Raw genomic sequence first — 3,235 nt, forward strand, 5'->3', positions numbered from 1 at the left:
TCCGCCTCTGAAATAAAACCGCAGATAGCGGGATGCATCCGCCAGCTGGGATCGAGGAGAATCCCGCGATCGGGCGCGACCGTCGCATCGTCCTGCAATAGATATTCCAGCGCCGACTGGCCGCTTTCGCCGGGATGGCTGCCCTGGATGGGCTGGCCCAGCTGCATCTGGTCTCCCACCAGCACGATGTTCTTCGCCGATGCGCCCATGGCGACCAGATTGGCGATCGCCACCTGCCCCGCCTCGTCCACGAACAGATAGTCGAACTGCTGGTCCATTTCGGGATCGGCGAACAGCCATGCCGTGCCGCCCACCACGTCGGGATTATAGTCGATCACATCGCTGTTGCTCCAGACATCGGTGACATTGTCAGCTTCCATTGCGCTATCGGGATTGCCGCGGCTCGCCTTCTTCAGGATGCATGCGGTGACGCCGTCGCGCTCGCAAATATCCGCCACGCGGGAGAGGAGGTTGTTCACCGCCTTGTGGCTGTTGCTGGATATGCCCACGCGCTTGCCCGCCGCGACCAGCGCGGCGATGACATGGGCGCTGGTGAAAGTCTTGCCCGTGCCCGGCGGACCCTGGATGAAGAGCACGCTTTCATCGAGCGCGAGGCAACGCAGCGTTGCAGCTTTGACGAAGCTCTCGCCATCTTGGACCAACGGACCGCCGCTCCAGTCATGCAGCGCAGGTGCCTCGCGGCCTAGGAAGCGCAGCAGGGCACCATATCGGAGCCTTTCGCTCCCCTCCCCCAGCGGCTCCAGCGTTTCGTGGTCCAGTGCGGCCCATGCGCATGCCACACGGCGGATCGCGCCTTGCAGAACGGCGCTATTCACAGTTGGCTCGGCCATCAGTCCGCCATCGAGCGGGAAGCTCTCCCCCGCTTTGAGCTGGCGTTTTACTTCGACGATGCCGTTACGCGTATCGAGCGATACTACCGTGCCGACACGGCGCAGGCTCGGCACATGGATCACAGTCTGCTTCTCGCGCAGCTTGGTGTCCTGCGGCGGAAAGCGATAGCGGGCGATGGTGCTCTTCTTCTCGGCCCGAAGCCATTCTTCCCCATCGGGCCGGATCACACCGATACATTCGCCATCTTCTACCAATTCATCGGCATCGCGCTCACACCGGTCGAACATCGCCCACAGCGCAGGCTTGTCCGCGCGGCGGTGGAACTGCGTCAAATGCGCCATCAGCGTGCGAATGCGCGGGTCTTCGGGGCTGCTTGCCGCACGGATCGCGTCGATCAGTTTCGCGGCAGCTTCCTCTGCCGCGATGCGCTGCTCGGTCTTCTCCTCGGTCACCGGCGTGGCAGGGCCGATTTCGCGCCAGGGCAGGTCAGCTATGCGCAGTGACACCAGCCAGTCGCGCAAAGCCTCGGTATTTTCACAATCGACGCGGTTATATTCGAGGATGCCGTCGAGGATCGCCTGATCGCCGGTTTCCTGCCAGCTCTTGTACTCAACGATAGACTGATCGGCTTTCACCACGGCCTGATCGCGCTTCTCCGCGAAGAAGATCTCCATCGTCTTTAATGACAAATCGGGCTCGCTGGTGCGGATCGACTGGCGCAGCACGCCATAGAGATCGACGAAACGGCGCTGGCGCAGCAGATCGTCGAGCAGATCCTCGCGGCTTGCGTGCAAAGTCGACAGGCGCCGCAGCGAGGTGATCTCATAGGGCGCGTAATGATAGACATGGGCACCGGGATGATTGCGCAAATGCTGCGCGATCCAGTCGAGCATCCCTTCAAAAGCTACGCGTTCGGCGTCGTGATCATGCGCCCATTCGAACTTGAATTCGGGCTGTGATCCATCTCGGAAGTGCAGCCCCCACAGATAGTCGAGCCCGCCCTCTTCCAGCGGATCGCCTTCGAGGTCAAAGAACAGGTCCGCCGGATCGGGCGGCGGCATGGTGTGAAAGCCCCTCCCCTCCTCCAATGGAAGCGGCTCGACGCAAGGGCCCCCACCCTCGCGCCGAGCCTGCTGCAAGCGCGCCTGCGCCTGCAACTTGCCGAGCGTGTTTTGCGCCATGCGAGGGACACGCGTGCCTTCCCCCATGGTCGCGAGTTCGCCCAGCGTGACGATTCCGGCCTTGCGCAGCTTTTCGGCCTGCGGGCGGCCCAGCCCCGCGACCAGCGACAAATGGTCCGCCGTTTCCCACTCGGCATTACAATGGTCGCGCCATGCGCACAGGTCGCACGCGTCGCAGGGTTCTGGAAGCGAAGCCGGTGCACCGCTTTCGATGAAGTCCAGATAGCGCCGCTCTGCCGCGCGAAGCACATGCGAAAACAAGTTCAGACGGAAGCTGTGCGTCTGCCCATCGCCGGTCGCCACATGGATACGGCTTGGCAAGACGCCCTGCACCTGCTCCATCATCCGCGCATAGAGGCCGAGTTGTACGATATGCGATGCCTTGGGCGTGCGGGCGAGCTTGGTATCGACCGGCTCATACGACCATGCGCCCAGCGATGAAGGTTCTTTCACCCGGATCAGGAAATCGGCATAGCCATGCCAGGGCGGGCTCAGGAACGCTGCCTGAAATATCGACTGCGCGCCGCTTTCCATAGCGGCAATGGTGGCTGCGGCCCGTTCCTCCAGCGTGCCGGCGGTCGCGATCTCGACCAGCCCTCCCTTCGCTTCGAGAAACTGACGATACGTTTCCTCGTGCTTCAACCCGGCTTTTTGGGTCAACACATTCAAATCACCATCTGCCGCTTTGTCCGGCGCAGCAGCGGGATCGGTTGCCTGCAGCAAATGCAGCGCCGTGGCATGGCCGCAACCTAGAAAGCGGACCAGATCGGAAGGCGCGTGAAGCAGCGCGCCATTGTGAATGTACAAGATTGCCCCCTGAACGAATGAACTGCGGCCGTTATTTCCTACACCTGCGTCAGATTCGGTCGTTGCCGCCGCTTGCGTAAGGCAATACGAGTTTCCCGCGCAGGACGGGGAAGCGTTTGGACCGCACAGACGACCCCGACTTCGGACAATTCTCGGTGGATGTTCTCGCTACCAAGAACGACATCGATGGCCCCTCCCCCGTATACCCCGCACGGCGTTTAAACGTCGCAGTCAAACAAGGAGCTTTTTGCGGTGCTTGTCGATTGCCGCAACCACTTCGCTCGGAAAGGGAAGATGGCTGCGTTCTTGATCCCATAGCTGATCGAAGCGCGCGACAGTGTCACGCGCTGTCGACACCACAAGGTGCGAGGGAAGCCGCGCTTTGTCGGCGATTG

1 protein-coding gene is annotated in these 3,235 nt (G+C 61.9%); it reads right to left on the bottom strand.

What is annotated here, in order from left to right:
- Positions 1 to 2,840: TM0106 family RecB-like putative nuclease (locus AAFM29_RS16845; RefSeq protein ID WP_341713902.1), on the bottom strand; the 2,840-nt coding region annotated here is incomplete at its 3' end.
- Positions 2,841 to 3,235: the final 395 nt, after the last annotated feature.

The sequence above is a fragment of the Erythrobacter sp. genome (assembly GCF_038133525.1).
GTDB lineage: Bacteria > Pseudomonadota > Alphaproteobacteria > Sphingomonadales > Sphingomonadaceae > Qipengyuania.